Raw genomic sequence first — 26,133 nt, 5'->3', positions numbered from 1 at the left:
AGGCCTTGCACGGCTTACGATATCTACCTTGCCGGGCCGCCGGTCATGAGGTTTGAAGTGAGGACTGTTTCACTGTCCGTGACGGGCTGGCCGGCCTACCATCGACGTACCGGTACATGGGGTGTGCCGGTCGTCGCGATGTCCACGTTGTCTGTCGTACCAGAGAAGGTGGGGAGCCTTCCCGAATGATGAGCGCGCCCACACCGATGGGATCGCCGGGTCGTGACCCGGCCCAGCTCCAGCGTGCCCGGGACATGGTCCTGCCCGCGCTGTGCCAGGCCTTTGGCGCGGCACTGGCGCGCTTCGACGATGCCCTGTTCGACCGGGCCGGCAATGCCGGTTCGTCGCAGCTGCTGTTCCTGGATGCGATGCGCGAACTGCGCCGCCGCCGCGAGGACATTGCCGGTGCCTTCTCTGGCCACCTGCAGCGGGCCTGGGATGCGCTGGCCAGTGGTGAGCCCATGTCGGCCGAATCGACGCTGTCCGGCCCAGCCGAGGATGGCCTGAGCCTGCTGGCCGAGCACGTGCTGGAGTCGCGGCTGGCGGTGCGCAATTTCGCCACGGTGCTGCTGCGTGACTTCAAGCCGGTGCTGGCGCGGCTCGACCGTCGCCTGGGCCGTCTGGTCGGCGGCGCCGAACTGGATGCCGACCATAATCCCATCAGCCCCGAACACCTGGGCGTGGCCATCCACGAAGCCTTTGCCGGCTGTGAACTGGCCCCGGAAGTGCACCTGGTGCTGATCAAGCTGTGCGAGCGTGACCTCCGCGCGCCGGTGGGTCGCATCTACGAGAAGCTGGACGAGCAACTGGCCGCGGCCGGGGTGATGTCGCAGATGGGGGCGCCGCGGCGTCCGCCATCGGCCGCGCCCGACCCGCGCATGGCCTCGGGCCTGGATGACCTGGTGGAGCAGCGCCCGGGCTCGGGCCTGGACGGCGAATTCGGTGATGACGAGCAGGCCGCGCCGGCCTGGGCGCAGCGCTTTGCCGCACGCTGGTCCGAGCGGCGTGGCCACATGCAGCAGCACCTGGGCGCCGAAGGCAGCGGCACCGGCGAGGCCCATGCGGGCCAGCAGGGCATGCTGCTGGAGGCGCTGCACGAACTGCTGCAGCAGACCCGCCACGTGCGCGAGGACGCGACGTCGGCCGCACAGGTGGCGATCGGCCAGCAGCGTCCGCTCAGCCAGCGCGAGATGATGTCGGTGCTGTCGCTGCTGCAGGCCACGCCCAGTGCGACCCTGCGTGCAGCGATCGGCGAGGATGGCGAATCGTTGGCGCAGCGGTTGAAGAGCGAAGTGCTTTCCAGCGCCACCCGTCTCGGTGTCGACCCGGGCCAGACCCGGCTGGACCCGCAGGACGAGGATGCAATCGACCTGGTGGGCATGCTGTTCGACGTGATGCTGGACGAGCGCGAACTGGAAGGCCGCTCGCGCGAGTTGATCGGCCGCCTGGTGGTGCCGTTCGTCAAGGTCGCCATGCTCGACCGCCGCATGTTCGTGCAGAAGACCCATCCGGCGCGCAAGCTGCTCAACTCGCTGGCCGAGGCCTGCGAAGGCAACACTGGCGAAAGCCAGGCCGAGCGCATGCTGATGGCCAAGGTCGAGGAGATCATCGAGCGCCTGGTCGCCGAGTTCAACGAGAACCTGGCGATCTTCCTGACCCTGGAAGAAGAATTCCGCGAGTTCCTCGTGCAGCATCGTCGCCGCGTGGAAATCGCCGAGCGTCGCGCCGCCGAAACGCAGCGTGGCCAGGAAAAGCTGGAAATGGCCCGTACCCGTGCCGGTGCCGAGCTGGACCGCCGCATTGGTGATGCCACCCTGCCGCCGGCCATCGCTGAATTCCTGCGCCAGCCATGGCAGCACCACCTGACCCTGGCGCTGCTGCGCGAGGGCGAGGAGGGCGCATCGGTGGCCGAAGCGCTGAGCCTGGGCGACGGGCTGCTGGAGGAAGTGGCCGAGGCCCGCCGCCAGATTGTCGGCAAGCCGTGGCTGCAGGCCTGGCAGCCGGTGCTGGCCAAGGTGTTCGCCAGCGTGGGCGTGCATGGCGACGCCGCCACCGGTGCCATCGATGCCCTGCATGACACCCTGCAGGGCATTGCCGAATCGCGGCCGGAACTGCAACGCGCGCTGCCGGAACTGCCGCAGGTGGCACTACCGACCCCGCCGGTGGCCGAATCGCCGGCGGTCGAGCTGGGCGGGCAGATCGATGCCGATGATTTCGACAATGCCGACGCCGATCGCTTCCGTCGCATGGAGATCGGCAACTGGCTGGACTTCGTCGACAAGGACGGCAAGGTGCAGGCCGGCAAGCTGTCCTGGGTCAGCCCGATTTCCTCGCGCCTGCTGTTCGTCAACCGTCGCGGCGTGCGCTTCTGCGTGGCCTCGCCGGAGGAACTGGCGGTGATGGTGCGGCTGGGACGTCTGCGCGCCCATGTGGATGACGGTGCGTTCGACAGCGCGATGCAGGGTGTGATCGATCGGCTGGACCCGGGCAGCGCCACGCTGCACTGAGTGGAGCCGCCTGCTAGGATCGGGAAAACTCACCGATCAGCGGGGACCTGCATGGCCGTGGCGTTGCTGGGGATCAAGGAGACCGCGCCGGGCGAACGGCGCGTGGCGCTGACGCCGGAAACCGCGCGCAAGCTCGGCGCCCTCGGCATTACCGTCTGGTACGAGGCCGGTGCCGGTCTGGCCGCAGGTTTCACCGATGCAGCCTATGACGACGCCGGTGCCCGCGCATTCGACGCCGGGCGCTGGGCCGAAATCGACATCCTGTTGTGCGTGCAGGCGCCGCCGGCGGCGGTGCTTGAACAGCTCAAGCCGGGTGCCACCGTGGTTGGCCTGTTGACCCCGGCCAGTGATCCGGGCCTGGCGGCACTGGCTGCCGATGACCGCCTGCACCTGTTCCCGCTGCAGCAGCTGCCGCGCACCACCCGTGCGCAGGCCATGGACGTGCTCAGTTCGCAGGCCGGCATGGCCGGTTACAAGGCCGCGCTGATCGCCGCCGAACGCGCACCACGTTTCTTCCCGATGTTGACCACCGCTGCCGGCACCGTGCGTCCGGCCAAGGTGCTGGTGATCGGTGCCGGCGTGGCGGGGCTGCAGGCCATTGCCACTGCCCGGCGTCTCGGTGCACAGGTGGAAGGTTTCGACGTGCGTCCGGAAACCCGCGAGCAGATCCAGTCGCTGGGCGCGCGCTTCCTCGACCTGGGGGTGAGCGCGGCGGGCGAAGGCGGGTACGCGCGCGCGTTGACCGATGAAGAGCGTGCCGAGCAGCAGCGCCGCCTGGCCGACCACCTGCGCAGCGTGGATGTGGTGATCTGCACCGCAGCGGTACCGGGGCGACCGGCGCCGACGATCGTGACTGCCGCGATGGTGGAGGGCATGGCCACCGGCAGCGTGATCGTGGACCTGGCTGCCGAGAGCGGCGGCAACTGCGCACTGACCCAACCGGGGCAGTGCATCGAGCATCAGGGCGTGACCATCGATGGCCCGCTGGGCCTTGCCAGCCGCGGCGCCACCCAGGCCAGCGAGATGTATGCGCGCAACCTGCTCAACTTCGTCGCGCTGTTCGTGCGCGAAGGGCAGCTTGGTTTCGACTGGGAAGACGAGCTGCTGGCGAAGACACGCTGGCAGGCGTGAACGACATGGGGTCAGATCCCTTTGCCTCTGGCAAAGGGCTCTGACCCTGGTTCCCGGAATCTGCCAGGGGTCGGATCCCTTTGCCTCAGCAAAGGGCTCTGACCCCGTTCCCCGCGGCGTTTCAGCGCGGCTTCGCCGGCGGTGGGTTGTCGCGCACCCAGTCCTTGCGTTGTTCCGGCGTCATCTGCGACCAGCGCTCGCGCAGTGCATCGCGCTGCGCGGGCGGCAGTTCCCGCATCTGGCCGAACAGGGCCCGGGCCTGCTCACGCTGTTCCGGGCTCATGTGCTCGAAGCGGCGCAGGCCACGGCGGGCCTTGTCGCGCTCCTCCGGGCTCATCGTCTGCCAGCGCTGGCCATGCGAGAGCATGCGCTGGCGCTGGCCGGCATCGGCGCTGTTCCAGCGGTCGCGCAGTGGCGCCAGCAGCGATTCCCGCTGCGCTTCGCTCAACTGTTCCCAGGCCGGCAGCGGCGTGGCCGGCGCAGGGCGTGCCGCAGGGGCGGGCGCGGCGCTCTGCGCCAGCGCCGGGAGGGCCGGCAGCAGCAACAGGGTCATCAGCAGGGGCAGGGTGTGCAGTCGGGACATGATTCACTCCATCGCCAGGTCGGTATCGCCCAGCCACAGGTACAGATCGGGATTTTCGTCGTAGAGCGCGCTGTTGTCTTCCACCGAGGCCAGCACAGGTGCCGGCGCGGGGCCCGTCAGCGTGCCATGGCCAGTGAACTGCAGGCCGATACCCAGCGCCACCACCAGTGAACAGGCGCTGGCCAGCCACCAGCGCAGGCGCCCGTGCCGGGTCGCGCTGGCGCCGTGTCGGGCCTGGCGCAGGCGTGCCAGTGTGGCCGGCGACAGCGCATGCAGCGACTGCGCGTGCAGGCTGCGCAGGGTGTCATCGGAAGGCAGGGAGCGGTTCACGGGTGGATCTCCAGGTAGTCCTGCAGCGCCTGCCGGGCGCGTGCCAGATGGGTTTTTACCGCGCCTTCGCTGCAGCCCATGGCGCGGGCGGTGGTGGCCCCGTCCAGGTCCTGCAGCACGCGCAGGGTGAAGGCCTCGCGCTGGCGGGCGGGCAGGCGGCGCAACGCGTCCACCAGCTGCTGGTACTGCTGGCGCTGTTCATGCGCCTGTGCCGGGTCCGGGCCGGAATCGGCCCAGTCGATCTCGCCGCCTTGCGCGTCCTGGTTGTCGCGCCAGAACGGCAGGCGGAAGCGGCGCCGGCGCTGCACGTCGATCACGCGCCGGCGCAGGATGCTCCAGAACAGCGGCGCCCATTCGGCTGCCGGCTTGTCGGCGTAGTCCAGCATGCGCAGCAGCGCGTCCTGCACCGCGTCCATGGCGTCTTCGCGCTGGCGCAGGCCGGCCTCGGCGAAGCGGAACGCGCGCGGGCCGACGCTGGCCAGGAACGCTTCCAGCGATGCCGGCAGGGCATCGGTCTCGGCGCTCGGGGGGACGGGGCTGCTCACCAGCACAGGGTACGGTTCCTCGCTCGGGGTCACCATCGACAACGCGTGAGCGCCGCTTCGGTTGACGCCGGGTGCACGCCGGGTTCAGCCCATGGTTATGATGGGCCGACGAAGACAGAGCGGGAGCGTTGCCAGTGAGTGACGGGTTCGTAGCGCTGTACATCTTCATGCTGGCCGCCATCGCCGGCCACGTGATCATTTCGCGGGTGCCGGTGATCCTGCATACCCCGCTGATGTCGGGCTCCAATTTCATCCACGGCATCGTGCTGATCGGCGCGATGGTGGTGCTGGGGCACGCACAGACACCGTTGGAGAAGGCCCTGGGCTTCCTCGCCGTGGTGCTGGGTGCCGGCAATGCCGCCGGTGGCTACGTGGTTACCGCGCGCATGCTGGAAATGTTCAAGCCGAGCGCGCCCAAGGGCGGCAAGGACGAGCCGAAGGAGCCGCAGGCTTGAACATCAGCACCGTCGAACTGCTCGACTGGCTGGTCAAGGCCAGCTACCTCGTCGCCGCCACGCTGTTCCTGCTGGGCCTGCAGCGCATGGCCTCGCCACTGACCGCGCGCAGCGGCATCCGCTGGGCCGGGCTGGGCATGCTGCTGGCCACGGCGGCCACTTTCTTCCTTCCCGAACTGCACAACGTGCCGCTGATCCTGGTGGCGCTGCTGCTCGGCGCGGGCCTGGCCTGGTGGTCGGCCGGCAAGGTTGCCATCACCGACATGCCGCAGATGGTGGCGCTGTACAACGGCATGGGCGGTGGCTCGGCGGCGGCGATCGGCGCGGTGGAGCTGCTGCGCTACGCTTTCCTTGCCAACCGCGATACCAGCCACTGGAGCGCGCAGGCGCTGGCCGATCTGGCCGCGCGCCAGCCGTCGGGCACGGTGCTGCTGCTGGCGGTGGTCGGCGCAGCGATCGGCGCGGTGTCGCTGTCCGGCTCGGTGATCGCCTGGGCCAAGCTGGATGGACGCCTGGACAAGCGCGTGACCTGGCCGGGCCAGCAGGTGATGAACCTGCTGGTGGCGCTGGCGGTGGTGGTACTGGCGATCATCGCCGCCAGCACGCTCAGCACCTGGGCGATCGTTGCCTTCTTCGTACTTGCGCTGACGCTGGGCGTGCTGATGACGCTGCCGATCGGTGGCGCCGACATGCCGGTGGTGATCTCGCTGTACAACGCGTTCACCGGCCTGGCGGTGTCGTTCGAAGGTTACGTGCTGGGCAACGAAGCATTGATCATCGCCGGCATGATGGTCGGCGCGGCGGGCATCCTGCTGACCCGTCTGATGGCCAAGGCGATGAACCGGCCGATCCGCAACGTGCTGTTCTCCAACTTCGGCGGTGGTGCTGGTGGCGAAGCGCAGGCGATCAGCGGCTCGCAGAAGCAGATCGAAGCGGCTGACGTCGCCGCGATGATGGCCTTCGCCGAGCGCGTGGTGATCGTGCCTGGCTACGGCATGGCCGTGGCGCAGGCGCAGCACAAGATCTGGGAGCTGGCGCAGCGGCTGGGCCAGCGCGGGGTGAAGGTGAAGTTCGCGATCCACCCGGTGGCCGGGCGCATGCCGGGGCACGTGAACGTGCTGCTGGCCGAAGCGGGCGTGCCCTACGACCTGATCGCGGACATGGACGACATCAACCCGGAGTTCGCCAACACCGACGTGGTGCTGGTGATCGGCGCCAACGACGTGGTCAATCCGGTCGCACGAACCGATCCGGCCAGCCCGATCTACGGCATGCCGGTGCTGGACGTGGTCAATGCGCGCAACGTGGTGGTGATCAAGCGCGGCAAGGGCACCGGCTTCGCGGGCATCGAGAATGCGCTGTTCTACGCCGACAACACCCGCATGCTGTATGGCGACGGTGCCGAAGCGGCAGCCTCCCTGGTCAGCGAGTTGAAGGCGCTCGACGGCGGGCATTGAGGACCGGGGGCGGATCCCTTTCCGCAGGAATGGGCTTTGACCCCTTTGCCGGCCAGCGGCCGGCACTACCGCATCCACGCGTGGCCGCTGCATCGGGTAGGTGCGGGCCCTGGTCCGCACGCGTTTGCCGGCCAGCGGCCGGCACTACCGCATCCACGTGTGGCGGCTACATCGGGTGGGTGCGGGCCCTGGTCCGCACGCGTTTGCCGGCCAGCGGCCGGCACTACCATCCCATCCACGCATGCGTGGATCTACCTGCATGTCCCCGGCGGGCGTGGCAACCGGCGCGCTCAGCGCGCCAGCCAGGCGCCTACGGCCACGGCCACGGCCAGCCACAGCCACTCCACCGCGCCATTGGCCAGGGTGATCAGGGTCCAGGCCAGGTGCGGGCCCATCCGCATCGTGGCGTCCCACAGGTCCAGCCCGATCGAGCCGCCCATCCAGGCGCTGGCGATGGTCCAGTTGGCCACGGCGGCCACCAGCAGGGTGCCCACCACGACCAGCACGATGCGCAGCCGGCCCGGGCCGAGCGTACCCATGCGCAGCATGAACACCAGTTCCAGGGCGGTCAGTACCGCCATCCAGCCGACCTGCCGGCCGGTCATCAGCGCCAGCACCATCCAGGCAAGGGGAGCAACAACCAGGCCCAGCAACAGCATGATGGGCCAGAGCCAGGTCACGGCCCTGGCACGCGCGGCATTGGAGGACATCGAAGCTCCCTGAAGATCACCCACAGGATACTGTGGTTTGCGGCGGTGCACCGGCGGTGCCGGAGCGGCTGGGCTAGAATGCCGTCTTGCGTGGCCCCGGCCACGGCCCCATATCGGTCCCCATGTATTCCCGTAGCAGCGAACCTGTCCACTTCGAGCGCGATTGCGAGGCCGTGATGGTCCCGCAGGGCGATACCGTGACCCTGCCCGCCGGCAGCTATGGGTACATCACCCAGGCGCTGGGCGGCAGTTATTCGGTGTTCGTCGAGGGCAACCTGTTCCGCATCGCCGGCAAGGACGGCGACGCCATCGGCAAGGAGGCACCGGCACCGCTGGAACTGCCGGCCGACGCCACTGATGAACAGGTGGAACAGCTGGTGTGGCAGCAGCTGCGCACCTGCTTCGACCCGGAAATTCCGGTGAACATCGTCGAACTGGGCCTGGTCTACGAGGTCGAGATCAAGCACCTGGACGAAGGCCAGCGCGAGATCGACGTGAAGATGACCCTGACCGCACCGGGTTGTGGGATGGGCGACATCCTGGTCGACGACGTGCGCAGCAAGCTTGAAATGATCCCGACGGTGGCCGAGGCCGACGTCGACCTGGTGTTCGACCCGCCGTGGAACCAGCACATGATGTCCGAGGCGGCCCGGCTCGAGACCGGCATGCTTTGACCCAGGGCCCGCAGTGACGCGGGCCCGGCACTACCCGCAACCAGAACAGGAATCCTCCGGTGTCCCAGTCCATCCCCAGCTTCGCCGTTACCCGTTCGGACCACCCGCGCAGCGCTGAAGAGCGCGCCAAGATCCTGGAGAAGCCGGGCTTCGGCCTGCACTTCACCGATCACATGGTGGAAGTGCGCTGGGACAAGGATGCCGGCTGGCACAACGCCAACGTGCGTGCCTACGGCCCGTTGCAGCTGGATCCGGCCGCGGCCGTGCTGCACTACGGCCAGGAAATCTTCGAAGGCATCAAGGCCTACCGCCATGCCGATGGCTCGATCTGGACTTTCCGTCCGGATGCCAACGGCCGTCGCCTGCAGCGTTCGGCGCAGCGCCTGGCGCTGCCGGAACTGCCGGTGGAGATCTTCGTCGAATCGCTGAAGCAGCTGATCGCCGTCGACAGTGACTGGGTGCCGTCGGCCGATGAGTCCAGCCTGTACTTCCGTCCGTTCATGATCGGCGACGAAGCCTTCCTCGGCGTGCGTGGCGCGCACAAGGCCGGCTACTACGTCATCGCCAGCCCGGCCGGCCCGTACTTCGCCAAGGGCGTTGCCCCGGTGTCGATCTGGCTGTCCACCGAATACGCGCGTGCGGCCAAGGGCGGCACCGGTGCCGCCAAGTGCGGTGGCAACTATGCTGCTTCGCTGCTGCCGCAGCAGAAGGCGCAGGCACAGGGCTGCTCGCAGGTGCTGTTCCTCGACCCGGTCGAAGGCAAGTACCTGGAAGAGCTGGGTGGCATGAACGTGTTCCTGGTCTACAAGGACGGCACGCTGGTGACCCCGGAACTGTCGGGCAGCATCCTCGAGGGCATCACCCGCGAGAGCATCCTGCAGCTGGCCCGCGACCGTGGCATGAAGGTCGAAGAGCGCAAGGTCAGCATCGACGAGTGGAAGGACGGCGTGGCCTCCGGCGCGATCAGCGAAGTGTTCGCCTGCGGCACCGCGGCGGTGGTCACCCCGATCGGCCAGCTGAAGGGCGAGGGCTTCTCGGTGGGCGACATCAACGCGCCGGCCGGCGAAGTGACCATGTCGTTGCGCAAGGAACTGACCGACATCCAGTACGGCCGCTTGCCGGACCGCCACAACTGGCTGGTCAAGCTGGGCTGATCGCCCACGCTGAACTGTAGCGTCGAGCCCGCGCTCGGCGGCGCTTCCGGAAAGCCCGTCCCCGTGACGGGCTTTCTGCGTTGTGGGGCCTGCGGTCAGATCCCTTTTCCATGGGAAAAGGGATCTGACCCCGAATCAGCGAACGCCGATGTCGGCATAGTCATCCCAGGACACGTGACGGCCCAGTCAGGTCTGTGCAGGACACGAGAAGGTTCCTTCACCTTCACAAACCCTCGACCCGAAAAGTCTCAGAACGAACATTTCATCTTGCTGAAAAGACGCTGAAAATCTTGTGGTGTCCGGTTTCGGCCATTAGCGTCATCTGCACGGCGGATCGTTAGGGGGATCCGCTGACTCACCGGACTTCGAACCTCGCCAATGCAAGCCAGCCCAGGGTTCGGGCCGGTGCTTCTGCCGATTCCGGCATTCACACCACAAGAAAGGGAAATACGATGTCCCAGGTAACGCAACCGCGTGTGCGTCGAGTGTGGGTGGTCCTTGGTGCGTCCGTTCTGTCATCGCTGCTGCTGGCCACGCCTGCGCTGGCCGGTGATGTCCAGCTCAGCGGCCTGCAGTCCGCGCCGACGCACCAGCGTTTCATCGTGAAGTACCGCGACGGCAGCGCCGCCGTGGCCAACACCACTGCGCTGGCTTCGTCGCTGAAGACGGCCGCCGCTGGCCTGGCCAGCAGCCAGGGCCGCGCGCTGGGCCTGCAGGAGGTCCGCAAGCTGGCCGTCGGCCCGACCCTGGTCAAGACCGACCGTCCGCTCGACCAGGCCGAATCCGAGCTGCTGATGCGCAAGCTGGCCGCCGACCCGAACGTGGAATACGTCGAAGTCGACCAGATCATGCGCGCGACGCTGACCCCGAACGACACCCGCTTCAGCGAGCAATGGGGCTTCGGCACCTCCAATGCCGGCATCAACATCCGGCCGGCCTGGGACAAGGCCACCGGCACCGGCGTGGTGGTGGCCGTGATCGATACCGGCATCACCAACCATGCCGATCTCAACGCCAACATCCTGCCGGGCTATGACTTCATCAGCGACGCCGCGATGGCGCGCGATGGCGGCGGCCGCGACAACAATCCGAACGACGAAGGCGACTGGTACGGCGCCAACGAGTGTGGCTCGGGCATCCCGGCCTCCAACTCCAGCTGGCACGGCACCCACGTTGCCGGCACCGTGGCCGCGGTGACCAACAACAGTACCGGCGTGGCAGGTACCGCGTTCAATGCCAAGGTCGTGCCGGTGCGCGTGCTCGGCAAGTGCGGCGGCTACACCTCCGACATCGCCGATGCGATCGTGTGGGCGTCCGGTGGCACCGTCAGCGGCGTACCGGCCAACGCCAATCCGGCCGAAGTCATCAACCTCTCGCTGGGCGGCGGTGGCAGCTGCTCGACCACCTACCAGAACGCGATCAACGGCGCGGTCGGCCGTGGCACCACCGTGGTGGTCGCCGCCGGCAACAGCAACACCAACGTGTCCTCGTCGGTGCCGGCCAACTGCCCGAACGTGATCGCGGTGGCGGCGACCACCTCGGCCGGTGCACGTGCCAGCTTCTCCAACTACGGTACCGGCATCGACATCTCGGCACCGGGCCAGAGCATCCTGTCCACCCTCAACACCGGCACCACCACGCCGGGCAGCGCGACCTACGCGTCGTACAACGGCACCTCGATGGCGGCGCCGCACGTGGCCGGCGTGGTCGCGCTGATGCAGTCGGTCGCTCCGAGCCCGCTGAGCCCGGCGCAGGTCGAGAGCATCATCAAGAGCACGGCACGTCCGCTGCCGGGCGCCTGCTCGGGTGGTTGCGGCGCCGGCATCATCGACGCCAATGCCGCCGTGGCCGCGGCGATCAACGGTGGCGGCAACCCGAACCCGGGTGGCAACGTGCTGCAGAACAACGTGCCGGTGACCGGCCTGGGCGCTGCGACCGGTGCCGAGCTGAACTACACCGTCGCGGTTCCGGCCGGCAGCACCCAGCTGCGCGTCGCGATCAGTGGCGGCAGCGGTGATGCCGACCTGTATGTGCGCCAGGGCAGTGCCCCGACCGATACCACCTACACCTGCCGTCCGTACCTGAGCGGCAACAGCGAGACCTGCACCATCAACAGTCCTGCCGCCGGCACCTGGTATGTGCGGGTGAAGGCCTACAGCACCTTCTCGGGCCTGACCCTCAACGCCCAGTACTGAGCCCAAGCCCCTCTCCATGGGCACGCCCCGGCTCAGGCCGGGGCGTTTTTCTTTGGGTAGGTACCGGCCTTGCAAGGGCAGCGCTTTGGTGGGTGCCGACCTTGGTCGGCACGCTGTTCCTCAGACCGACTCGAAGCGGTTGGCGGCCACGTTCTTGCGCACGTGCTGCGGATCGAAGATACGACCGTTCATGGCGATGTATACGCCGCTCGGCAGCGACTGCACCGCACCGATCGCGCAGCCGATGTTGAACTCCGCATCCGACCCACGGAACCGCGCCGGGCTGAGCGCGCCGGTCATCACGATGGTCTTGTCCGGGATCGTCGCCAGCACCTTGCCGGTCTGCACCATCGAGTCGGTGCCGTGGGTCACCAGCACGTGGCGGGTCGGCTGCGCGGCGATGGTGGCGCGGATCAGTTCGCGGTCTTCATCGTTGATGTGCAGCGAATCCTTGCGCAGGATCGGAATCACGTTGAAGCGGAACGTCACGCCCAGCTCGCGCAGGATCATGCCGATCTGGGGGTCGCCGATCTGGTAGTCCGACTTGTCGTCGAAGTAGATCTTGTCGATCGTGCCACCGGTGGTGACGACCAGGAGCTCTTCCATCATGTGCATGCGCGAAACCAGGACAGGTACAGCGGCGCGGGGCCAGGGACACAGATGATACGGCCCGGCGGGCGCAGCGTCAGCGTCGTTTGCCGAAGCGGGCGCGCAGCCCCGGCAGGCTGGCGCTGAAGATCACCAGCAGGGCCAGGGCGATTTCGATCAGCGCCAGCCAGCGTGTTTCCGGGTGGCTCCAGGCGCTCATCACGCCGTGGCTGAACCAGCCCAGCGCCAGTACCGAGGCCCAGAACCCGGCCTTGCGCCAGCCCAGGCGCAGCGCAAAGGCCAGCGCCAGCGGCGGCGCGGTGAACACCAGCTGGGTGGCCAGCCAGTGCTTGTCATTGATGAACCAGCCGGCGAACAGCGCGGCCAGCCCCATCAGGGCCAGCAGCAGGACCGTGCGCGGCGGGCGGCTCATCGGGCCAACCGCTGCGCGATGTCGGCCACCCGGCGGCCCAGCGCGCGGGCCAGCACGGCCTCGTCGTCGGTCGGCTGCGGGTCATCGGCGGCACCGGCCACGTGGCTGGCGCCATAGGGCGTGCCGCCGCTGGTGGTGTGGCTCAACGCCGGTTCGGTGAACGGGATGCCGACGATCACGCAGCCATGGTGCAGCAGCGGCACCTGCATCGACAGCAGGGTCGATTCCTGCCCGCCGTGCATCGAGGCGGTGGAGGTGAACACGCCGGCCGGCTTGCCGGACAGGGTGCCATTGACCCATTCGGCGCCCAGTCCATCCAGGAAGTGCTTGACCGGGGCTGCCATGTTGCCGAAGCGGGTGGGGCTGCCGAGCAGCAGGCCCTGGCATTCCACCAGGTCCTGCACGCTCACATAGGGGGCGCCGTCGTCGGGTACCGGCGGCTGCGCGGTCTGGGTCACGGCGGCCACTGGCGGCACCGTGCGCAGGCGCGCGCTCATGCCCGGCACTTCGCCAATGCCCCGCGCGATCTGGCGCGCCAGCCGTGCCACCGAACCGCCCCGGCTGTAGTACAGCACCAGAATCTCGCCCATCGTGCCCGCTTCTCCTCGTCGTGTGGTCGCCAGTATGGCTATCCTGCCAGCATTCCGCATCGGGTACCCTTCCACCGATGGAACCTTTGGATACGCTCAACCTGTGGATGGAGCGCGCGCGGGATCGCGCACGGGCCATCAGTTTCGGCCGCTTCCTGTGGCATCGCTTCCTCGACGACCGCCTGTTCCAGGCAGCGGCGGCGCTGGCCTACACCACGGTGTTCGCGCTGGTACCGCTGGCCATCGTGGTGTTCGGCGTGCTGTCGGCCTTCCCCGTCTTCGACCGCTGGAGCGACCAGCTCAGCGATTACGTCTTCTCCAACTTCGTGCCCAACGCCGCGCGCGCGGCCGAGGGCTACCTGCGGCAGTTCTCGGCCAGTGCCGGCCAGCTCACCGCCGCCGGCTTCATCGCGCTGGTCGTCTCGCTGCTGATCACCCTCAACAGTGTTGAAGAAACCTTCAACCAGATCTGGCGGGTCGGCTCGACCCGGCCCAAGCTGACCCGTTTCCTGGTCTACTGGACTGTACTGACGCTGGGCGCGATGCTCGCGGCGGCTTCGCTGGCGGTGTCGGCGCGGGTGTTCGCGATGCCGCTGTTCGGCACGCAGGAGGGCCGCTGGCTGGCCGAACTGGCACTGCGGCTGGCGCCGATCCTGATCGAGTTCGTCTGCATCACGCTGATGTTCCGGGTGGTGCCGCACCACACGGTGAAGTGGCGGCATGCAGTGCCTGGCGCCATTCTGGCCGCGGTGATCCTGGAGCTGGTGAAGTGGGGTATCGGCGCCTACCTGGGCAGCTTCCAGTCCTACCAGAAGCTGTATGGCACGGTCGCCTTCGTGCCGATCCTGCTGCTGTGGATCTACCTGTGCTGGGTGGCGGTGCTGCTGGGCGCGTCGTTGTCTTCGTCGATGGCGGCCTTCCGCTACCAGCCGGTGGAACTGCGCCTGCCGCAGGGCTACGAGTTCTATGGCCTGCTGCGCCTGCTCGGCCGCTTCCACCATGCCCGAGCCAAGGGCAAGGGCCTGGCCGATGATGAAATCCTGCGGCTGGAGCCGATGCTGACCGATTCGCTGCTGCAGGACCTGGCCTGCAACCTGCAGGAGATCGGCCTGCTGCGCCGCGATGAACGTGGCGAATGGCTGCTCTCGCGCGACCTGGACCAGGTGAGCCTGGCCGATCTTTACGAATGTACCCAGTTGCGCATTCCGGTAGCCGAGCAGCATCTGCCGTATCGCGACGACAGCCTGGGCCGTGCCGCATTGGCGGCGCTGGATGATCTGCGGCTGCCCCTGCGTGAACGCCTGAAGCGCAAGGTCAGCGATATCTATACCGACTCTGGAGACATGCCATGACCCGCAAGACCCCGTTGCTGCTCCCGCTGGCCCTGCTGCTGGCACTGTCGGCCTGCAAGCCGGCCCAGGAGCCGACGCCGGCCAGCAGCCAACCGCCGGCGCAGGCACCGACGCCGACCGCACCGGCGCCGGTCGAGGAAACCCCGGCCGAGCGCACCACCGCCGAGTTCCCGACGCTGAAGATGAAGGCGGTGGATGGCAGCGACTACGACCTGGCCGCGCACCGCGGCAAGTGGGTGGTGGTGAACTTCTGGGCGACCTGGTGTGCCCCGTGCCGCAAGGAGATGCCCGAGCTGTCGGCGCTGCATGCGATGCGCAGCAACATCGAAGTGGTCGGCCTGGCCTACGAGGACATCGAAGTGCCGGAAATGCAGTCGTTCCTGACCAAGCATCCGGTGACCTATCCGATCGTGATCGTGGACCCGTTCGATCCGCCGGCCGATTTCGCCACTCCGCGCGGCCTGCCGCTGACGCACCTGCTGGATCCACAGGGCAAGCTGGCGCACACCTTCCTCGGCCCGGTGACGGCCGCCGACATCGAAAAGCAGATCGCTGCTGCCAAGTAATGGGGTTGGGCGGCAGGGCCTGCGGCCCTGCACCCGCGGTAGTGCCGGCCGCTGGCCGGCAACCCCAGCAAAAGCAACAGCAACAGCGGGCTATCCGTGGGATGGCGGGGCGGTGTCGGAGTGCGGGGACGCTGCAAGTACGTCCCTGTAAGCTTGGCAGCCGCATCCATGCGGCTGACACCCCGCACTCCGACACCGCCCCACCTCTGACAGATTCCTCATGTCTGGTAGATCCACGCCATGCGTGGATGATTCTCCAGACAAATCGAATATTTCGAATTGAATTCGAAGAGCATCCACGCATGGTGTGGATCAACGACAGATCGCGGAGAACTGTCGAAGGCGGGGTGGGTCCGGGTGCGGGGGCGTGAGCCGCATGGGCGCGAGGCACGCCTCGGGCGGGTTGGGCAGGACGCCCAACCCCGGTCTTGCCGTGTGCGCAGGACAGCGCACACGAGCAAGCCGCGACCGAGCTTACATGGACGTACTTGCAGCGCCCCCCCCACCCGGACCCGCCCCGCCATCCCTCAGGAAGCCCGCCGTTGCTGTTGCTGTTGCCGTTGCTCTGGCTTCGGCAGGTGCAGGGCCGCAGGCCCTGCCGACCTACCCTAATCCTCGACCGGGAAGTCCTCGATCGGCTTCAGCACATCGTAGTGCTCGCGATGCAGCTTGCCCTTCAGCTTCGGCAGCTCCGGCAACGGTGCATCCACGCGCGTGTCCGGCAACCGGTCCAGCAGGTTGCGCACCAGCGTCAGCCGGCCCAGCCGCTGGTCGTTGAAATCCACCAACGTCCACGGTGCCGCCTCGCGATGGGTCGCGCGCAGCATCGCCTCGCGCGCCTCGGTGTAGGCGCTGTACTTGCTGCGGGATTTCAGGTCCACCGGGGAGAGCTTCCAGCCCTTCAGCGGATCGAGATGGCGCTCGGCGAAGCGCTTCTCCTGCTGCTCCTGGTCCACGCACAGCCAGTACTTGAACAGCAGGATGCCGTCGTCCACCAGCAGCTGTTCGAACACCGGCGCCTGGCGCAGGAACTGCTGGTACTCGGTCTCGCTGCAGTAGCCCATCACCCGTTCGACGCCTGCGCGGTTGTACCAGCTGCGGTCCATCAGAACGATCTCGCCGGCGGCGGGCAAGTGCGAGGCGTAGCGCTGGAAGTACCACTGCGTGGCTTCGCGGTCGGTGGGCTTGGGCAGCGCCACCACCCGGCACTGGCGCGGGTTGAGGTGCTGGCTGATGGCCTGGATCGCGCCGCCTTTGCCTGCCGTGTCGCGCCCTTCGAACAGCACCAGCAGGCGCTGTCCGCTGTGCTGCACCCAGCGCGCCATGGCGGTCAGTTCCAGCTGCAGCGGCAGCAGCAGTTCGTCGTAGTCCTTGCGCTTGAGCTTGGCCATCGTCACACCACGCGGGGAGGAAGCCCGAGCGTAGCGCAGGGGCTGCCCAGGCGATGTCGACGCCGGGTAGAGTCGACGGTCAGTCGACTATCGCGCGCAGCGCGGGGTTTTCGGCTTCCTGCCGAGGGCAGTCGACCAGCAGTCGACTCTACCCAGTCGACGTCATCCAATCGACATTACCCAGCCGACATTACCCCGTCGGTTCGGTTGTTCCCAGCCAGCCGTGTTCGCGCGCCAGCTGCTGCACCAACGCCGACAGATCGCGGGCAAACCCGTCCATGTCGAACAGCCCGCTGCGCTCGCGCGCCTGTGCCAGTTCAGCGCGCAACGCCGCCAGTGCTGCAGGGTCGTTGCCCAGCGCGCTGGCGGTGGTGATGAACGCCGCATCGTCGGCGACATTCATCCGTGCCATTCCCAGATGGTGGTTGAGGCTGCCGGCCACGCGCGCGGCGAAGGTGTCACCCGGGCAGGTAAGCACCGGGCAGCCGGCCCACAGCGCATCGGAGGCGGTGGTGTGCGCGTTGTACGGATGCGTGTCGAGGAACAGGTCGGCCAGCGGGTAACGGGCCAGGTACTGCGGATGCGGCAGCTTGGCCATGAACACCAGGCGCGCCGGGTCCAGGCCGGCAGCCTGCGCGGCCGTGCGCAGGCGGGCGTCGGCCTGGCCCGGTCCGGACAGCAGCCACAGTACGCTGCCGGGCACTGCCTGCAGCACTGCGAAGGCACGGCCCATGCTGCGCGGGTTGAGCTTGTAGCTGTTGTTGAAACAGCAGAACACCACGCCCTGCGCGGGCAGTCCGCAGTCCGCACGGGTCGGCGCAGGCTCCAGCACGCGCGTATTGTCTGACGGCTGGAAGGCTCGTGGCAGGCGCAGCACGCGTTCGCTGTAGCACGGCTCCAGTGCCGGCGGCAGGGCGAAGGCATCGCCGACCACCGCGTCCATCCACGGCGCCCCCGACGTGCCCGGATAGGCCAGCCAGTTCAACTGCAGCGCGGCAGGGCGCATCGCCAACACTTCCGGCGTGCCGCCACCGCCCCAGCCGCGCAGGTCGAACAGCAGGTCGATGCCCTGTGCGCGGATGCGTGCGGCGGTATCGGCATGTCGCAGGCCAGCCACATCATGCAGCTGCGCCGCTGCCTGCAGCCGCTGGCGGATGCGGCTGCCGTCGTCGCGGTTCAGTGCGAACAGATGCAGTTGCAGTGCGGCGTCGCGACGCAGCTGCTCGAACAACGCCACGGTCAGCAATCCGGTCGGATGTGCGCCGAACCCATTGGAGAGGAAGCCGACGCGCAGCGGGCCGTGCGGGCGCACCGTTGCCGGCGGCAATGGCCGCACCGAGGCAGCCAGGGCCAGCGCACGGGTGTGCGCGCAGGCCAACTGTTCGGCAGCGCTGGCGTCCTCGCTGAGGAAGGCGAACGGCTCGACCACGCCCTGGCCGCTGGCAACGGCGGCGCGCACCTGTGCCGCCAGCGTGTCCAGGTCCTGCCAATCGCACAGGCGGCGCTGCCAGGCCAGGCGCTGGGCGGCGATGTACGGCTCGGCCGGCATCAGCCCATGCGCGCGTCGATAGGCCGCCGACGCGCCTTCGGCATCATCGGCATCTTCCAGTGCATGGCCCAGCCACAGTGCAATGCCGGGATGCTGCGGTGCCAATGCCGAGGCCTGGCCGAGCAGCTTGGCCGCATCGCCATGTGCACCGGCCATCCACGCCACGCGGCCCAGCCGTGCCAGCGCTTCGGGGTGATTCGGGCGCAGCTGCAGCGCACGTCGCGCGGCCTGTTCGCCGGCAGCGATGTCGCCGGCTTCCAGTTCCACGTCGGCCAACATCACCCAGGCGACGAAGTCGTCGGGCTGGCGGGCGATCGCTTGCTGCAGTTGCTGTCGCTGCTGCCAGGCCGACATCGTGCTCAGCCCGCCGACAGCTGGGCCAGGGCGTCGACCTGGTGTTCGTGGCTGAGCCGCTGCAGCAGCGGATCGAGGTCGCCGGCCAGGATATTGGGCAAGTCGTACAGGGTCAGGCCCTCCACGCGGTGGTCGGTGATGCGCCCCTGCGGGAAGTTGTAGGTGCGGATGCGCTGGCTGCGGTCACCACTGCCGACCTGCAGGCGCCTCGACTCGGCCTGGGCCGCGTCCTGGCGTTGGCGCTCGGCGTCGAGCAGCTGCGCTTTCAGGCGCTTCATCGCCTTGTCGCGGTTGGCGTGCTGGCTGCGTTCGGTCTGGCATTCCACCACCACGCCGGTCGGTACGTGGGTGATGCGGATCGCCGACTCGGTCTTGTTGACGTGCTGGCCACCGGCGCCGGAGGAGCGGAACGTATCCACCTTCAGGTCGGCCGGGTTGATGACGATGTCATCGACTTCGTCGGCCTCCGGGATGATCGCCACGGTGGCCGCCGAGGTATGGATGCGGCCCTGCGATTCGGTGGCCGGCACGCGCTGCACACGGTGCGTGCCCGATTCGAACTTCAGGCGCGAGAACGCACCACGGCCGACCACCCGTGCCACCACCTCCTTGTAGCCACCGTGCTCGCCGGGATTGTCCGATTCGATCTCGACCTTCCAGCCCTGGCGCTCGGCATAGCGGGCGTACATGCGGAACAGGTCGCCGGCGAAGATCGCCGCCTCATCGCCACCGGTGCCGGCGCGCACTTCCAGGAACAGGTTGCCTTCGTCGCGCGGGTCGCGCGGTACCAGCAGCAGCGCCAGCTCCTGCTCCAGTTCCAGCAGGCGCGCCTGCGCGGCGGCGATTTCCTCGTCGGCCAGCTCGCGCAGGTCGGGGTCGGCGCGCATGCCTTCCGCGGCGGCCAGATCAGCCTTGGCACGGGATTCATCGGCCAGGGCGATGGCGATCGGTTCAAGTTGGGCGAATTCGCGCGAAAGGTCGCGGAAACGGGTGTTGTCGGCGACCACGTCGGGTTCGGCGAGCAGGCGTTCCAGTTCTTCGCGGCGCTCGGCCAGCGCTTCCAGCTTACGGCGCAGGGTCGGCGTCATCGGGTCTCACGGGTGGGTGGCGGTAACCCGGCGTAGCCGGGAACAGGCGCTCGGCGGCGCGGGTCAGGTCGGCATCGCCGCTCAGTGCGGCAGCGCGCAGGGCAGCGGTAGGAGGATGCAGCAATCGATTGGTCAGGCCGTGCGCCAGCAGTTCCAGCACTTCGTCGGCCGGCTTGCCGTTGGCCAGCTGCTGGCGCGCGCGTTCCAGCAGTTCAGTGCGGGTGGCCTCGCCGAACGCACGCAGCTGTCGTAGCGGCGCCTGGTGGGCGCTGGCCTGCTGGGTCTCGATAAAACGCGATACCTGAAGGTCGATGATCGCCTCGGCCTCGGCGGCCGCCTCGCGGCGTCCGCGGCGGTTGTCTTCCACCGCGCGCTCCAGGTCGTCGACGGTGTAGAGGAAGGCGTCGTTGAGCGTGCCGACCTCCGCCTCGATGTCACGCGGCACGGCCAGGTCGAACAGCAGCATCGGCTTGTGCCGGCGCGCGCGCAGGGCCTTGGCCACCATCTCGCGGTGGATCACCGGTTCGCGCGCAGCGGTGGCCGAGAACACCACGTCGGCCTCGCCCAGGTGGCGGTCCAGTTCGGTCAGCGGCAGGGCTACGCCACCATGGCGGCTGGCAAGTTCCTGCGCGTGGGCGAGGGTGCGGTTGGCGATCAGCAGCCGACGTACCCTGCCTTCGCTCAGGTGCCGTGCAGCCAGTTCGATGGTCTCGCCGGCACCGACCAGCAGCACGGTGGAATCGTCCAGCCGCGCGAACGCGTTCTGCGCCAGGCGCACCGCCGCCGACGCCACCGATACCGGGTTGGCGCCGACCTGGGTATCGGTGCGCGCACGCTTGGCCACCGAGAAGGTCTGCTGGAACAGGCGGTCCAGGCGCTGGCCGAGCAGGCCGTGGTCACGCGCGGTCGACCATGCGTCCTTCACCTGGCCGAGGATCTGCGGTTCGCCCAGCACCATCGAGTCCAGGCCGGTGGCGACCCGGAACAGGTGGCGTACGGCTTCTGCATCGGCATGCTGGTACAGGTAGCCCTGCAGGTCGCCGGCCTGGGCCTGCAGCCACTGGTCCAGTGCCTGTGCCGAATCGGCCACGGCATACAGCTCGGTGCGGTTGCAGGTGGACAGCAGCACCGCCTCGGCGATCTGCGGAGTATCGCGCAGCGAACCGAGCGCGCGCGGCAACGCCTCACCGGCGAAGGCCGCGCGCTCGCGCAGCTCCACCGGTGCGGTCTGGTGATTCAGTCCGAGCACCCACAGGGTCATTGTTCAGTTGCTTGCGATAAGCTGCTGGCCATTGGACGACATTTTAAGGCCCCGATGCCGACGATGCCCGCATTGATTCGCATCCCCAGTGTTCTGCTGCTGTCCCTGGCCTGCAGCCAGGCCCTGGCGGCGGTGCCGGCCAAGGCCCCCGTACGGGCCCCGGCCACTGAGGAACTGGCGCTGGAACCGGTGATGGCCGGTGAGTTCGCGCTGCAGGCTGGCAAGCTGGCCGAGGCGGCCCGCTGGTACCTGCAGGCCGCCCAGCAGACCGACGGCGACGCCGGCCTGGCCGAGCGCGCGACCCGCATTTCCATGCTCGCCAACGATGACGCCAGCGCCGCCAAGGGCCTGGCCCTTTGGCAGCAGCGCGCGCCCAGCTCGTTGACCATGCGCAGTGCCGCTGCCGCGCTGGCCATGCGCCAGGGCGATGTGAAGGCAGCGCGTGGCGATCTGCAGGCCTTGCTGGCCGACCCGGATGAACGTGGCTGGAAGTTCGCCCTGGCCGCCCTGATCGGCGGCGGCCGCGACCCGGCAGTGCCGGCGCAGGTGCTGGGCGAGCTGGTCGACGCCAACGCCATTCCGCCGAAGATCGAGGCGTGGCAGGAGTTCGGACGCCTTGCCCTGCGCATGGACAAGCCCGAGCTGGCGCGGCGCATGATCGACGAAGTGGTCAAGCGCTTCCCCGAAGAACCGCGTGTGGCGCTGCTGCGCGCCAGCCAGCTGCAGCAGGCCGGGGAGACCGGCAAGGCGCTGTCGCTGCTGCACGATGTGGAGCCGAAGACCCGCCAGGACCCGGAACTGCGCAATGCAGTGGCCATTGCCTATGACAGCCTCGGCCAGCCAGCCGCCGCCGAGCGCGTGCTGGCGTTCGGCCCGCAGGACGTGCAGACCTGGGGCATGCGCGCCTCGCTGTTGGCCAAGCAGGGCGACAAGGCCGCGCTGTCCAACCTCTACAACGAACTGTCGCGGCAGGCGGCCAAGCCGGACCCGGCGCAGCGCCTGCTGCTGGGCAAGATCGCCGAATACCTGAAGCGTTATCCCGAGGCGGTGCAGTGGTACCACAGCGTGCCCGGTGGCGATGAACTGAGCGAGGCGCGCCTGCGCGCGGCCAACGCCCAGGCTCTGGCCGGGCGCCTGCCGCAGGCTTTGGATGAAGTGCACGCGATCCAGTCCGATGCGGTGGTCGACGACGATGTGCGCCGCGATGCCTACCTGCTGGAAGCCGAACTGCGCCAGCGTGCTGACGACAGTGCCGGGGAGCTGGATGCACTGGCCCGCGGCCTGGCCGCCTACCCGGATGACAACGGCCTGCTGTACGCCCGTGCGCTCACCTGGGAACGCCGCGACGACATCCCGCGCGCCGAGGCCGACCTGCGCAAGATCCTGGTGACCGACCCGGAGAACGTGCCGGCATTGAACGCGCTGGGTTACACCCTGGCCGATCGCACCGGTCGCCTGCAGGAAGCGCTGGAGCTGATCGACCGCGCCCGCGTGGCCGAACCGGACAACGCTGCCATCGTCGACAGCTATGGCTGGGTGCTGTATCGCCTGGGCCGCAAGGAAGAAGCACTGGTGCAGCTGCGCCGTGCCTGGACCCTGGCCAAGGACCCCGAGATCGCCGCCCATGTCGGCGAAGTGTTGTGGGTGCTGGGCAAGCATGACGAGGCCCGCCATTTCTTCGACGAAGCGGCCAAGCTCGACCCTGAAAACCGCGCGCTGCTGCGCGCCCGTGAGAAATTCAATCCATGAGTGTTTCCCTGATCCGGCCGCTGCTGTTGGCAACCGCGGCCCTGGCGCTGACCGCCTGTACCAGCGTAGGCACGCAGAAGATCCCGGCGCCGGCGGTGGTCGAGGTTGTTTCGGCCGAAGCGGCGCAGGCCGAGGCGGCGCGCGTGGCCGCGCTGCAGGCACAGCCGGACTGGGCTTTCCAGGGCCGGGTCGCGGTCAGCAAGGGCAAGGATGGCGGCAGCGGACGCATCGACTGGAAGCAGGAAGGACGCCGCTATGTGGTTGAGCTGAGCGCGCCGGTGACCCGGCAGAGCTGGAAGCTGACCGGCGATACCCATTCCGAAGCCGGTCGGCTGGAAGGATTGGCCGGCGGGCCGCGTGACGGCGAAGACGCCCAGCAACTGCTGCTGGAGGCGACCGGCTGGGACATCCCGGTCAACCAGCTGCCGGCGTGGATCCGTGGCCTGGTGGCCGGTGATGCTGCCGGCCCGGAGAAGGTCGAGCGTGATGGTGAAGGCCGGCCGCGTCGCATGCAGCAGATGGGCTGGCAGGTGCAGTACCTGGACTGGTACCCGGCCGAGGCCGGGCGCCCGGCGCTGCCGCGCCGGATCGAGGCCAGCAATGGCGACGCCAAGGTGCGCCTGCTGGTCGACCAATGGGGGCAGGGCACCCCATGAGTGCCGGGCGCGATGACACGGGCTGGTCCTGGTGGCCGGCCCCGGCCAAGCTGAACCTGTTCCTGCACATCACCGGCCGCCGTGCCGATGGCTACCACGAGCTGCAGACCGTGTTCCGCCTGCTGGACTGGGGCGACCGCATCGGTCTGCGCCTGCGCGAAGACGGCCAGGTGCGCCGGCAGGGCGAGGGGCTGGCTGGCGTGGCCGAGGCGGATGACCTGGCGGTCCGCGCCGCGCGGCTTCTGAAAGATGCGGCCAATATCGTGCAAGGCGCGGACATCATCGTCGAAAAACACGTTCCTGCAGGTGGTGGCTTTGGCGGCGGTTCGTCCGACGCGGCCACCGTACTGGTGGTGCTGAACCGGCTCTGGCGTGCCGGTCTGGACGAGGACGCGCTTGCTGCGCTGGGACTGCGCCTGGGCGCTGACGTGCCGGTGTTCGTGCGCGGGCGCAATGCTTGGGCCGAAGGGGTGGGTGAGCGCCTGCAGCCGATCGTGCTGGAGCCGGCCTGGTATGTGGTGGTTGAACCGGGTGTTCATGTTCCCACCCCGGCTCTGTTCGCAGACCCGGATTTGACGCGCGGCAGCCCAGTGGCGAAAATAGAGGACTTCGCTTCCGGGACCTTGGTCGGGAACGCGTTCGAACCGGTGCTGCGCCGCCGTGAGCCTGCCGTCGAGGCAGCGTTCGCCGCGTTGAGCGACATCGGCACGGCGCGGCTGACCGGTTCGGGAAGTGGTTGTTTCGTCGAGTTCGCATCGCAGTCTGCCGCAGAGCAGGGACGGTCGAAGTTGCCGAAGGAGTTGCGGGCAAGGGTGGCAGCGGGCGTTGCGCGTTCGCCACTGCTGGATGCACTCGAGCAACACTGATTTATCAATGCAGGGGCGTCGCCAAGAGGCCCAAGGCACCAGGTTTTGATCCTGGCATTCGTAGGTTCGAATCCTACCGCCCCTGCCAATAGCGGCTGTGTCCGCGCCTTCCAGCGCATCGCCCGCGCGGGACGTGGAAACAACCGCGGTGTTGTCAGCAGCAAGGGTCCATCGGGGTCCTTGCCGACTCCGGATCCCCGCCACTCGTCCCCGCCCGAGACAATCATGATGCAAGAGTCCCCGAACCTGCTGGTCTTTTCCGGCAACGCCAACAAACGTCTGGCGCAGAACATCTGCAAGGAACTGGGGGTTCGCCCGGGCAAGGCGCTGGTCTCGCACTTCTCCGATGGTGAAGTGCAGGTGGAGATCGAAGAGAACGTCCGCAAGCAGGACGTGTTCGTGATCCAGCCGACCTGCGCGCCGAGCGCGGAAAACCTGATGGAACTGCTGGTGCTGATCGACGCGCTCAAGCGCGCATCGGTGGCCAGCGTGACCGCCGTGGTGCCGTACTTCGGCTACTCGCGGCAGGATCGCCGCATGCGTTCCTCGCGCGTGCCGATCACCGCCAAGCTGGCGGCGAAGATGTTCAGCACCGCTGGCGCTGATCGCGTGCTGACCGTCGACCTGCACGCCGACCAGATCCAGGGCTTCTTCGATATTCCGGTGGACAACGTGTATGCGTCCCCGCTGCTGCTGGCCGACATCTGGCGCGCCTACGGCACCGAGAACCTGATCGTCGTGTCGCCGGACGTGGGCGGCGTGGTCCGCGCCCGTGCCGTGGCCAAGCGCCTGGATGACGCCGACCTGGCGATCATCGACAAGCGCCGCCCGCGCGCCAACGTCTCCACCGTGATGAACATCATCGGTGACGTCGAAGGCAAGACCTGCGTGATGGTCGATGACATCGTCGACACCGCCGGCACCCTGTGCGCTGCTGCTGCTGCCCTGAAGGCGCGCGGTGCGCTCAAGGTCGCCGCCTACTGCACCCACGCGGTGCTGTCGGGCCCGGCGGTGGACAACATCACCAATTCCCAGCTCGACGAGCTGGTGGTGACCGACACCATCCCGCTGAAGGACGCGGCGCGGGTGTGCAGCAAGATCCGCCAGCTGAGCGTGGCAGAAATGCTGGCCGAAACGATGCGCCGCATCGCCTTCGGCGAGTCGGTCAGCTCGCTGTACGTCGACTGAGTTTTTCGCCCCTGCCGGCAACGGCGGGGGCATACCCGGATGCTTCTGGTCGCGGAAGCATCTTCAACCGCCACGCCGCAGGGCGCGGCAACAACCTGAGTAGTCGAAAATGTCGAAGACCCATGAAATCAAGGTCACCAAGCGTGAACTGCAGCGTAAGGGTGCGAGCCGCCGCCTGCGTCACGCCGGTGTGATCCCGGCCATCGTGTACGGCGGCAACGCCGAGCCGGTCGCCATCAGCCTGGACCACAACGAAATCTGGCTGGCCCAGCAGAACGAGTGGTTCTATGCCTCGATCCTGGACCTGAACCTGGATGGCCAGGTGCAGAAGGTCCTGCTGCGTGACATGCAGCGCCACCCGTACAAGCAGCTGATCATGCACCTGGACTTCCAGCGCGTGAACGAGAACGAAGCCCTGACCGCTTCGGTCCCGCTGCACTTCGTCAACGAAGACACCTCGCCGGCCGGCAAGGCTGCCGACGTCGTGGTCACCCACGAACTGAAGGAAGTGACCATCACCTGCCTGCCGAAGGACCTGCCGGAGTCGATCGAAGTCGACCTGGGCGAGCTGAAGGCCGGTGACGTGGTGTACCTGTCCGACATCAAGCTGCCGAAGGGCGTGGAAATCCCGGCCCTGGCGCTGGGCAAGGACCACGACGACGCCATCGTCACCGCCAAGGCCGGCAAGGCCGACGAGGCTGACGAAGAAGCGGCTGCCGCCGAGTAATACCGTTACGGTGCCTGCCTCCGGGCAGGCACCG

25 protein-coding genes and 1 tRNA gene are annotated in these 26,133 nt (G+C 68.1%); 15 read left to right on the top strand and 11 right to left on the bottom strand.

The features are described 5' to 3' along the window. Positions 1-185: 185 nt before the first annotated feature. Both pacR and AC5P78_RS16115 read left to right on the top strand, forming a co-directional pair. Entirely contained in the window at positions 186-2,507 is a 2,322-nt protein-coding gene (gene pacR, locus AC5P78_RS16120) for a PacR family protein (RefSeq protein ID WP_012479215.1), read from the top strand. A 51-nt stretch (positions 2,508-2,558) separates the two neighbouring features. Continuing rightward, a complete protein-coding gene (locus tag AC5P78_RS16115; protein ID WP_012479216.1) occupies positions 2,559-3,638 on the top strand; it encodes an NAD(P) transhydrogenase subunit alpha in 1,080 nt (359 codons plus the stop codon). A 121-nt stretch (positions 3,639-3,759) separates the two neighbouring features. Here the strand turns inward: AC5P78_RS16115 and AC5P78_RS16110 are convergent, their stop codons facing one another. The 3 genes from AC5P78_RS16110 to AC5P78_RS16100 are packed head-to-tail and all read right to left on the bottom strand — an operon-like array spanning position 3,760 to position 5,132. Beyond that, positions 3,760-4,221 (bottom strand): DUF3106 domain-containing protein, encoded by a 462-nt coding sequence (locus AC5P78_RS16110; RefSeq protein WP_012479217.1) that lies wholly within the window; start codon positions 4,219-4,221, stop codon positions 3,760-3,762. Between the two features lie 3 nt (positions 4,222-4,224). After that, on the bottom strand, positions 4,225-4,551 hold the full coding sequence (locus AC5P78_RS16105; RefSeq protein ID WP_012479218.1) for a hypothetical protein: 327 nt from the start codon (positions 4,549-4,551) through the stop codon (positions 4,225-4,227). After that, complete coding sequence (locus AC5P78_RS16100) at positions 4,548-5,132, bottom strand: RNA polymerase sigma factor (RefSeq protein ID WP_495217297.1); 585 nt, start codon at positions 5,130-5,132, stop codon at positions 4,548-4,550. Before AC5P78_RS16100 ends, AC5P78_RS16105 begins: the two co-directional genes overlap by 4 nt. Positions 5,133-5,230: 98 nt before the next feature. Between AC5P78_RS16100 and AC5P78_RS16095 the strand changes: the two genes are divergently transcribed. Further along, positions 5,231-5,551 (top strand): NAD(P) transhydrogenase subunit alpha part 2, encoded by a 321-nt coding sequence (locus tag AC5P78_RS16095; RefSeq protein WP_005408173.1) that lies wholly within the window; start codon positions 5,231-5,233, stop codon positions 5,549-5,551. Then, a complete protein-coding gene (locus AC5P78_RS16090) occupies positions 5,548-7,008 on the top strand; it encodes an NAD(P)(+) transhydrogenase (Re/Si-specific) subunit beta (protein ID WP_414498587.1) in 1,461 nt (486 codons plus the stop codon). Before AC5P78_RS16095 ends, AC5P78_RS16090 begins: the two co-directional genes overlap by 4 nt. Before the next feature lie 290 nt (positions 7,009-7,298). On the opposite strand, the gene AC5P78_RS16085 is transcribed toward AC5P78_RS16090, so the two are convergent. Next, complete coding sequence (locus tag AC5P78_RS16085; protein ID WP_012479221.1) at positions 7,299-7,718, bottom strand: hypothetical protein; 420 nt, start codon at positions 7,716-7,718, stop codon at positions 7,299-7,301. Between the two features lie 122 nt (positions 7,719-7,840). Here AC5P78_RS16085 and sufT point away from each other — a divergent pair, with 122 nt between their 5' ends. The 3 genes from sufT (at position 7,841) to AC5P78_RS16070 (ending at position 11,741) form a co-directional block, all read left to right on the top strand. Then, the gene (sufT, locus tag AC5P78_RS16080) at positions 7,841-8,392 is read left to right on the top strand and encodes a putative Fe-S cluster assembly protein SufT (protein WP_012479222.1); all 552 of its coding nucleotides are present in this window, start codon (positions 7,841-7,843) and stop codon (positions 8,390-8,392) included. Positions 8,393-8,451: 59 nt separating this feature from the next. Then, on the top strand, positions 8,452-9,546 hold the full coding sequence (locus AC5P78_RS16075) for a branched-chain amino acid aminotransferase (protein ID WP_005412326.1): 1,095 nt from the start codon (positions 8,452-8,454) through the stop codon (positions 9,544-9,546). Positions 9,547-9,998: 452 nt separating this feature from the next. Beyond that, positions 9,999-11,741, top strand: coding sequence for a S8 family peptidase (locus tag AC5P78_RS16070; protein ID WP_024957748.1), 1,743 nt, complete (start codon positions 9,999-10,001; stop codon positions 11,739-11,741). Positions 11,742-11,861: 120 nt separating this feature from the next. On the opposite strand, the gene AC5P78_RS16065 is transcribed toward AC5P78_RS16070, so the two are convergent. The 3 genes from AC5P78_RS16065 to wrbA all read right to left on the bottom strand — a co-directional run bounded on the left by AC5P78_RS16065 (position 11,862) and on the right by wrbA (position 13,352). Further along, complete coding sequence (locus AC5P78_RS16065; protein ID WP_010481766.1) at positions 11,862-12,347, bottom strand: asparaginase domain-containing protein; 486 nt, start codon at positions 12,345-12,347, stop codon at positions 11,862-11,864. Between the two features lie 79 nt (positions 12,348-12,426). Continuing rightward, positions 12,427-12,762 (bottom strand): DUF2069 domain-containing protein, encoded by a 336-nt coding sequence (locus AC5P78_RS16060; protein WP_005408180.1) that lies wholly within the window; start codon positions 12,760-12,762, stop codon positions 12,427-12,429. Continuing rightward, positions 12,759-13,352 carry an NAD(P)H:quinone oxidoreductase gene (wrbA, locus tag AC5P78_RS16055; protein ID WP_005408181.1) on the bottom strand — a complete coding sequence of 198 codons (594 nt, stop codon included), beginning with the start codon at positions 13,350-13,352 and terminating at the stop codon, positions 12,759-12,761. The genes AC5P78_RS16060 and wrbA overlap by 4 nt, the downstream gene beginning before the upstream one ends. A 77-nt stretch (positions 13,353-13,429) precedes the next feature. Between wrbA and AC5P78_RS16050 the strand changes: the two genes are divergently transcribed. Both AC5P78_RS16050 and AC5P78_RS16045 read left to right on the top strand, forming a co-directional pair. Then, positions 13,430-14,704: a YihY family inner membrane protein gene (locus AC5P78_RS16050; RefSeq protein WP_005408182.1), complete on the top strand. Its 1,275-nt coding sequence runs from the start codon at positions 13,430-13,432 to the stop codon at positions 14,702-14,704. Beyond that, the gene (locus tag AC5P78_RS16045) at positions 14,701-15,270 is read left to right on the top strand and encodes a TlpA family protein disulfide reductase (RefSeq protein ID WP_005408183.1); all 570 of its coding nucleotides are present in this window, start codon (positions 14,701-14,703) and stop codon (positions 15,268-15,270) included. The genes AC5P78_RS16050 and AC5P78_RS16045 overlap by 4 nt, the downstream gene beginning before the upstream one ends. 608 nt (positions 15,271-15,878) lie before the next feature. Here the strand turns inward: AC5P78_RS16045 and ppk2 are convergent. The 4 genes from ppk2 to hemA all read right to left on the bottom strand — a co-directional run bounded on the left by ppk2 (position 15,879) and on the right by hemA (position 20,913). After that, positions 15,879-16,661, bottom strand: coding sequence for a polyphosphate kinase 2 (gene ppk2, locus AC5P78_RS16040; RefSeq protein ID WP_005408184.1), 783 nt, complete (start codon positions 16,659-16,661; stop codon positions 15,879-15,881). A gap of 190 nt (positions 16,662-16,851) precedes the next feature. Then, positions 16,852-18,564: an O-linked N-acetylglucosamine transferase, SPINDLY family protein gene (locus AC5P78_RS16035; protein ID WP_099484328.1), complete on the bottom strand. Its 1,713-nt coding sequence runs from the start codon at positions 18,562-18,564 to the stop codon at positions 16,852-16,854. 5 nt (positions 18,565-18,569) lie between these two features. Then, entirely contained in the window at positions 18,570-19,652 is a 1,083-nt protein-coding gene (gene prfA / locus AC5P78_RS16030) for a peptide chain release factor 1 (RefSeq protein ID WP_005412330.1), read from the bottom strand. After that, positions 19,630-20,913, bottom strand: a complete 1,284-nt coding sequence (gene hemA / locus AC5P78_RS16025) for a glutamyl-tRNA reductase (protein WP_099484327.1) — start codon at positions 20,911-20,913, stop codon at positions 19,630-19,632. The genes prfA and hemA overlap by 23 nt, the downstream gene beginning before the upstream one ends. Before the next feature lie 63 nt (positions 20,914-20,976). On the opposite strand from hemA, the gene AC5P78_RS16020 reads away from it, so the two are divergent. The 6 genes from AC5P78_RS16020 to AC5P78_RS15995 all read left to right on the top strand — a co-directional run bounded on the left by AC5P78_RS16020 (position 20,977) and on the right by AC5P78_RS15995 (position 26,099). Next, on the top strand, positions 20,977-22,662 hold the full coding sequence (locus tag AC5P78_RS16020; protein WP_171969031.1) for a tetratricopeptide repeat protein: 1,686 nt from the start codon (positions 20,977-20,979) through the stop codon (positions 22,660-22,662). Further along, positions 22,659-23,318, top strand: a complete 660-nt coding sequence (gene lolB / locus AC5P78_RS16015) for a lipoprotein insertase outer membrane protein LolB (RefSeq protein WP_005408189.1) — start codon at positions 22,659-22,661, stop codon at positions 23,316-23,318. Before AC5P78_RS16020 ends, lolB begins: the two co-directional genes overlap by 4 nt. Then, complete coding sequence (gene ispE / locus AC5P78_RS16010) at positions 23,315-24,184, top strand: 4-(cytidine 5'-diphospho)-2-C-methyl-D-erythritol kinase (RefSeq protein ID WP_005408190.1); 870 nt, start codon at positions 23,315-23,317, stop codon at positions 24,182-24,184. Before lolB ends, ispE begins: the two co-directional genes overlap by 4 nt. Positions 24,185-24,195: 11 nt before the next feature. Continuing rightward, positions 24,196-24,272, top strand: a tRNA-Gln gene (locus AC5P78_RS16005). Between the two features lie 140 nt (positions 24,273-24,412). Next, complete coding sequence (locus tag AC5P78_RS16000) at positions 24,413-25,372, top strand: ribose-phosphate diphosphokinase (RefSeq protein WP_005415400.1); 960 nt, start codon at positions 24,413-24,415, stop codon at positions 25,370-25,372. Between the two features lie 109 nt (positions 25,373-25,481). Next, positions 25,482-26,099, top strand: a complete 618-nt coding sequence (locus AC5P78_RS15995; protein ID WP_005408191.1) for a 50S ribosomal protein L25/general stress protein Ctc — start codon at positions 25,482-25,484, stop codon at positions 26,097-26,099. Positions 26,100-26,133 lie beyond the last annotated feature (34 nt).

It is taken from the genome of Stenotrophomonas sp. YJH_SMC_133 (genome assembly GCF_059370655.1).
This window is presented reverse-complemented; position numbering and strand designations above follow the sequence as displayed.